The sequence below is a fragment of the Hymenobacter amundsenii genome (assembly GCF_002204745.1).
Lineage (GTDB): Bacteria > Bacteroidota > Bacteroidia > Cytophagales > Hymenobacteraceae > Hymenobacter > Hymenobacter amundsenii.
This window is the reverse complement of sequence record NZ_NIRR01000079.1, coordinates 1-4,479: the sequence shown is the minus strand read 5'-3', so window position 1 is coordinate 4,479 and position 4,479 is coordinate 1. Positions and strand designations below refer to the sequence as shown.

At 55.9% G+C, this 4,479-nt stretch carries 5 protein-coding genes; 1 reads left to right on the top strand and 4 read right to left on the bottom strand.

Features of this window, described 5'->3' with window-relative positions; genetic code table 11:
* Positions 1-124 precede the first annotated feature (124 nt).
* Both CDA63_RS21025 and CDA63_RS19850 read right to left on the bottom strand, forming a co-directional pair.
* Positions 125-418: a hypothetical protein gene (locus CDA63_RS21025; RefSeq protein ID WP_165768420.1), complete on the bottom strand. Its 294-nt coding sequence runs from the start codon at positions 416-418 to the stop codon at positions 125-127.
* A 90-nt stretch (positions 419-508) separates the two neighbouring features.
* Entirely contained in the window at positions 509-904 is a 396-nt protein-coding gene (locus CDA63_RS19850; protein WP_088466194.1) for a hypothetical protein, read from the bottom strand.
* 465 nt (positions 905-1,369) lie between these two features.
* On the opposite strand from CDA63_RS19850, the gene CDA63_RS19845 reads away from it, so the two are divergent.
* Positions 1,370-1,747, top strand: a complete 378-nt coding sequence (locus CDA63_RS19845; RefSeq protein ID WP_088466193.1) for a DUF805 domain-containing protein — start codon at positions 1,370-1,372, stop codon at positions 1,745-1,747.
* 105 nt (positions 1,748-1,852) lie between these two features.
* On the opposite strand, the gene CDA63_RS19840 is transcribed toward CDA63_RS19845, so the two are convergent.
* Together CDA63_RS19840 and lpdA are read right to left on the bottom strand one after the other, a co-directional pair.
* Positions 1,853-2,581 (bottom strand): WG repeat-containing protein, encoded by a 729-nt coding sequence (locus CDA63_RS19840; RefSeq protein ID WP_126546985.1) that lies wholly within the window; start codon positions 2,579-2,581, stop codon positions 1,853-1,855.
* A gap of 138 nt (positions 2,582-2,719) precedes the next feature.
* On the bottom strand, positions 2,720-4,126 hold the full coding sequence (lpdA, locus tag CDA63_RS19835) for a dihydrolipoyl dehydrogenase (protein WP_088466195.1): 1,407 nt from the start codon (positions 4,124-4,126) through the stop codon (positions 2,720-2,722).
* Positions 4,127-4,479 lie beyond the last annotated feature (353 nt).

Sequence of the window (4,479 nt, the reverse complement as noted above, 5' to 3'; positions counted from 1 at the left end):
ATCACCAACAAGGACAAGTTCTTTCACTCCAACTCCGACCTCGACCTGATCGGTGATGCTGAAGAAAGCCATTCCTTCGTGAGCTTCGAGGCCAAGGTGGGTCTTTTTAAGTTCAGAAAACGGGCTAGACGTTGCCGCCGTCCAGCGAGTTCAGGTTCTGCTCGGCTTCGGCTGCGTCGGTGGTGGTGGCAGCATCGGGTGCGTCGGCATCGAGGCCGGCGAAAAAGCCGGTGCGTTGGGCCAGTACACCCAGGCCAGCAGCCAGCAGGGCAGCCCCGCCCACTACTTTCTGGGTGGTGCTCAGCTTACCCAAACCGCTCTTTTTGCCCAGCTTTTTAAGCGACTTGAGGACGGTTTTCTTCTTGGCAGGCTTGATCTTTTTGGCCACTTTGGGCTTGTCTTTTGAGGTCTTTTTCATGGGGCAGGGAAAGAAGTGAAAAGGGATAAGTAAAATGAATAGGTAGGTCGGAGCAGGCGCTTGCGTTGGGTTGCGGGTGCGACGCAGGCATCACTCAACGGCAAAGTCTGAGGCCCCGGTAGCTGGCCGTCGGCCTTTGCCAGATTTTGCCGGCTTTCGGCTTTTGTGGGCCGGGAGAGCCGCGTCTGAGGCTTCGCCCGCGACTTCCTCCGCAGCAGCCGGGGCGTCGTTGTTCGTTAGCAGGCGGGGCCACGAAGCGCGGTCGGGCGTAACGGCATCTACGGCTTGTCCGATGCGGTGGCGCTCCAGGTAAATAACGCCGGCCACGACTAGGGCCAGACCGCCCGCCAGCTTCTGGCCGGTGCTGAGCTTGGCTATTTCGTCCGTCACCTGCCGGAATTTGCGGATGGACTGCGCCGTGGCAGAGAACAGGTCGTCGGAAACGGCTTCCTGCCGGTTGTGCTTTTTCTTCTTGTCCTTGGACATAGCGGAGCGAGTTAACGGAGCTGACGGAGCCGGTTTGGAAACTGCTACTCGTCTGTGCTCCATGGATCAGTGTATTCGCAGGTTTGCCCCGCAAGGTTGTCGGAGAATGCGAGTTAGCCACGACCCAAAGGCACTAAATAGCACGACTGTTTTCGTCAATCAGTATGTGAGTGCTGTTGGTAGCTTAATGACCTTGTAGGGAGCATGCTTGCCAGCTGCCTGGCTGTACTGAGTCAGTCATCTTACTCGTACTACTTCTTTTGGCTATTTACACTGCCTCTATATCCTACCAGCCTCTTTATATCCTATCTTGGAATCCATTTAGCAGCCTAGCTCAATTGCTGTAGGCTTTCGTGTATCAAGTACTTGCCTTGAGCATCTAGTAAAGTGGAGCCCAGAACCCACAGTAAAAAACGGGGCGTCACCGAAAAGCCTTACGAGTAGGAATCGATTATCTGTTTCTTTATGGAATACTTTTTACACGGCTTGAGAAATTATGCCGTATTCAGCGGCCGCGCCCGCCGCAAGGAGTACTGGATGTTTCTACTGTTCCAGCTCATCTTTGGCATTGTGGCAATGGTGGCCGATGGCCTGCTCGGCACTACTTGGGAAGCCGGAGGTGGGGGCGGCATGATCTATACCGTATACTCCTTGGCCCTGATAGTCCCCGGGCTCGCGGTTTCGGTACGGCGGCTGCACGATGTGGGCAAAAGCGGCTGGTTCTCCTTTATTGCCCTAATTCCGTTGGTAGGTATTATCTGGTTGCTGATACTTTATTGCAAGGAGGGCACACCGGGCGAAAACAAGTACGGCCCTAATCCAAAAGCCGAGTTTGCCTATTAACGGCTCTTTAGTTGTAAAAAAAGCGGCCGAAGCTCTTAGGAGCTTCGGCGCTTTTGCTTTTATCACCAATCAGTTACACGTAACTACAGTAATAGCTGCGTCCCGCTACCATTCGCTTTTGCTATCGGGCGGGAACGAATAGGTCTGGGTTGTATCAGGCCACTGACCATAGGTGGTATAAGTACGGGCTGATAACCGCCGGCCTTTTCTGTTTATAAGGAAAATATCCGTCCCGTTCACGGCCTCTAACCACTTTGTATTTTCTCTTATGGGGCTCAATTCATCATACTGCAAGGGCGCAACAATACGTCCGCGTCGGTCGATGATACCCCATTTGCCGCCGCGCCAAACCATATGTTCCGTATCACCCGGATATAAAGGCTCTTGGTGGCTACCCTGTCCAACGATGCTGTACCCTTGCCGGAAGGGGTAAGCAATGGTAAACTGTGCGGGTATTTTTACTCGACCGCGTCGGTTAGCAAAACCCACTTGGGCGCTATCATTTGTGTAGCGCATTAAGCCTTGTGCTACATAATCGGGTCCATTATCGAAGAAAAAAGCTCGCACTGTTCGCTCCCCCCAGGCATTTAGCAGCCACGGCAAGCCTTTCTGCGTAGCGTCCCATGCTTCTATCAGCACCCGACGGGGCAGAGGTTGCGGCTTGCTGTCTGAGAGTTGGTTATATAAGCCAGTATAAGGCCCGCCAATGGTCTGACCGGTTCGTTTGTCCTGAAAGTAATAATGCCCCACACCATCTTCGACAAGTAGTGGCCTTGAGGGGCGGCAGGATACGCACATCACCACGCCTATACTTCCAGCTAGTATCTTTTTCACCCTCTGTAATCTATTGCGTTTAGATGAATCAAACGCTGCTACTCAGTATTTCTTGCTCATACTTAGTTTCAAAGACACAAAAATAGCCAGAACTACCATTGAGAAGTTCTGGCTATTTCATGCGTTTGCAAGATGTAATTACATGTGAATCGCCCGGTTCTCGGTGGCGGCCAGGCAGGCTTCCTTCATGGCTTCGGCGTAGGTGGGGTGGGCGTGGCTCATGCGGGCCACGTCTTCGGCTGAGGCGCGGAACTCCATGGCCGTAACGGCTTCGGCAATCAGGTCGGCGATGCGCGGGCCCACCATGTGCACGCCCAAGATTTCGTCGGTCGTTTTATCGGCCAGCACCTTCACGAAACCGTCGAGGTCGCCGGAGGCGCGGGCGCGGCCCGAGGCGCGGAAGGGGAAGTTGCCGGTTTTGTAGGCCCGGCCTTCTTCCTTGAGTTGCTCTTCGGTGTAGCCCACACCGGCCGCTTCGGGCCAGGTGTACACCACGCCCGGAATGAGCAGGTAGTTGATGTGGGGCTTCTGGCCGGCAATGGTTTCGGCCACGAATACGCCCTCTTCCTCGGCCTTGTGGGCCAGCATGGCGCCGCGTACCACGTCGCCGATGGCGTAGATGCCGGGCACGTTGGTTTGCAGGTGGGCATCGACCTTGATGCGGCCGCGCTCCTCCATCTCGATGCCGGCGGCCTCCAGGTTCACGCCCGCCGTGAAGGGCGAGCGGCCCACCGCCACCAGGCAGTAGTCGCCTTCCACCTTCACTTCCTCGCCTTTTGGGTTGGTGGCGGTTACCGTTACCACGTCGCCGGCGCGGGTGGCGCCGGTTACCTTGTGGCCGAGCATAAACTTGATGCCGGTTTTGCTCAGCACCCGCTTCATCTCCTTGCCGATGCTGCCGTCCATAGTCGGCACCAGCGAATCGGTGTACTCAATCACCGTCACCTCCGAGCCCAAACGGGCGTAAATGGAGGCCATTTCGAGGCCGATAACGCCGCCGCCAATCACGATGAAGCTCTTGGGCACCTCCCGGATGTTTAGGGCCTCGGTGCTCGTGATGATGCGCTCCTTGTCCTGGCTGATGAAGGGCAGCACCGTGGGCTTCGAGCCGGTGGCGATGATGACGTTCTTGGTTTCGATCTGCTGCTCCTCGCCGCCGTTGGTGGGCACGATTTTGATGTGCGTTTTATCGACGAACGAGCCCAGGCCGTGCAGCACATCGATTTTGTTCTTCTTCATCAGGTACACGATACCGTCGGTGTTGGCTTTCACCACGCCGTTCTTGCGGTCGTTCATCTGGGGCATGTTCACCCGCAAATCGTTCAGATCGATGCCGTGCTCCTGGAATACGCTGTGGGCGTTGTGGTAGTGCTCGGAGGAGTCGAGCAGGGCTTTACTTGGGATGCAGCCCACGTTGAGGCAGGTGCCGCCCAGCGTGTCGTACTTCTCGATGAGGGCAGTTTTGAGGCCCAGCTGGGCGCAGCGGATGGCGGCTACATAGCCGCCCGGCCCCGAGCCGATGACGGTAACGTCGTATTGGTTCATATAAAAGCGCGTGAGTTCGGTGGAAATCAACTGAAGGCAAAGGTACTGTTGATTTGCGGATGGCAAGGCGAGCGAAGCGCGACTTTGCCTCTCGGGCTGCACAGGTGGTCAGCCAGCAGAACCAATTTGCAGGCTAGAGACTAGGAGCTAGTTCCCCTCCTTGGAAAGGAGGGGTTAGGGGTGGTTGATGAGCGTTGAACAGCCTCTAAAAGCTGCCTCTAGCAGCCGTTCAGGCAGCATCAACCACCCCTAGATGTATAGTCCCAGCGTGAGGTGGGTCGGGTCATGGGTAAAGTTAACGGGGTTTTTCTGCCACTGGGCACACACAAATTCATGTGGCGTGAGGCCGCGTA